The following is a 2,105-nucleotide window of genomic DNA, read 5'->3' as shown; positions in this document are numbered from 1 at the left end:
GTGTTGTAGGCGGTGAACTGGAACGACATGAAGAAGCCGCTGACCATCAGGGTCAGGAAGATCAGCGGCAGGGGCCAGGTCGGCCGGAAGAAGCCGACCACCGCATAGCCGGCGCTGGCGACCAGGCCGCTGAAGATCAGGCTGTCGCGAAAGCCGAACCGCCGCAGCACCCGCGGGGCCAGGCCCTTCATGGCCAGTGAGCCGATGGCTCCGGCGATGGTGATCGTCCCGCTGACGGCGGCGGTCATGCCGAAGCCCAGCTGCAGCATCAGCGGCAGCAGGAACGGCTGGGCGCCCTGGGTGATGCGGGTCAGCGAGCCGCCGATCACCGACAGCCGGAACGACGGCACGGCCATCAGGGTCAGGTCCAGGATCGGGTCCGGCCGCCGATGCGCATGGCGGATGTAGAGCCCGCCCGCGACCAGGCCCACGGCGATCAGGGCCAGGGCCGGCGGCAGCTCGCCGCTACGACTGGTCATCTCGAAGCCGAACAGCAGGCAGCCCAGCGACACGCCCGACAGCAGGAAACCGACCAGGTCGGCGCGGGGCGGCTTGTCGCCGCGCACCTCGCCGATGAACAGCGTCACCAGCACCACCCCAAGCACGCCGATCGGGATATTCAGGTAGAAGATCCAGCGCCAGTCCAGATAGGTGACGATGAAGCCGCCGATCGGCGGGCCCAGGATCGGGCCGATCAGGGCCGGCATGATCAGCCACGACATGGCCGAGACCATGTCCTGCTTGGCCACCGTGCGCAGCAGCACCAGCCGCCCGATCGGGATCATCATCGCCCCGCCCGCGCCCTGCAGGAAGCGGGCGGCGATCAGGAACTCCAGGTTCGTGGCCTGGCCGCACAGCACCGAGCCGGCCACGAAGACGATGATCGCCAGGCGGAACACGGTCTTGGAGCCGAACCGGTCGGCCAGGCGGCCGCTGGCCGGGATGAAGATCGCCAGAGCCAGCAGATAGGCGGTCAGGGCCGAGCTGAGGCTGGGGGCCGGCACGCCGAAGTCGCGGGCCATGGTCGGCAGGGCGGTGGCCAGCACCGTGGCGTCCATCTGCTCCATGAACAGGGCGCAGGCGATGATCAGGGCCACCACGCGATAGGCCTTCGCGCCACCGGCCTCGACCTCGGGGGCGCCGGCGGTGAGGGCCACGTCGCCGGCGGCGGGCACGATGCCGTCGCGGATTTCGGAATTGATCGACGCCAAGCCCCGCCGACGCAGCCTCACCATGGTCCGACGCCCCGAAGGGAGATGGGCGGCGAGACGGCAGGGGGGCGTTCAGGCACGGGCGTACAGCTTCACGACGATGGCGTTCCCCCTACGGCAAGCAGATAGGCGGTCTCGACGCGGATCGATAGGCTCCTATTGAGTTTTTTAGCGTGCAGGCGCGACCGGCTCCCGCCCGTGGGCCTTCATCGTCTCCAGCATCCGGTCCACCGGCAGGGCGTAGACCCGGACGTCGTCGGCGCCGGTCATGGTCTGGCCGGCCAGCAGCGCGTTGGTGATCGCCGCCTCGGTGGCCAGGGCGGCGGCCTTGAACAGCGGGTCCAGCTGGTCGTTGCCCAGCATTTGCACGCTCGACTTGTCCTCGGCCGACCACGTGCCTGGATTGGCCGTCGAGAAGGCCAGGAAGATGTCGCCCGAGCCGTTGCCGCCGAACCCGCCCTGCCGCCCGACGCCCAGCGCCACCCGGGTGGCCAGCCGCTTCAGTTGATGCGGCAGCAGCGGCGCGTCGGTGGCCAGCACGACGATGATCGAGCCCTGCTCACGCCCCTCGTCGGGCTGGGCCACCGCCTGACCTCGAGCGGCCGGCGCCGCGTCGCAGGCCTTCAGTCGCATGTCGGTCGACGGAGGTGGTCCGTCGCCGGCGATACAGGGMATCAGGTCGCGGATGGCCTCGCCCACCGGGACCCCGGCGATCCTCAGGTCCTGGCGGCGACCGAAATTGCACTGCACCAGCACGCCGACCGTATAGCCGCCCTCCCGGACCGTCAGCACCCGCGAGGCGGTGCCGATCCCGCCCTTGAACTGCAGGCAGACCATGCCCGTGCCGCCGCCGACCGCACCCTCCTGGACCGGCCCGYCCTTGGCGCTGTCCAG

At 70.1% G+C, this 2,105-nt stretch carries 2 protein-coding genes; both read right to left on the bottom strand.

Annotation, left to right across the window (positions count from 1 at the left end):
• Positions 1–1,235 (bottom strand): MFS transporter (locus AC1DZ6_RS24040; RefSeq protein WP_477099621.1); only part of this gene is annotated, 1,235 nt, incomplete at its 3' end.
• A gap of 144 nt (positions 1,236–1,379) precedes the next feature.
• On the bottom strand, positions 1,380–2,105 hold a 726-nt coding region (locus tag AC1DZ6_RS24035; protein ID WP_477099620.1), incomplete at its 5' end, for a P1 family peptidase.

Source organism: Caulobacter sp. P1_B12_2 (genome assembly GCF_056406675.1).
This window is presented reverse-complemented; position numbering and strand designations above follow the sequence as displayed.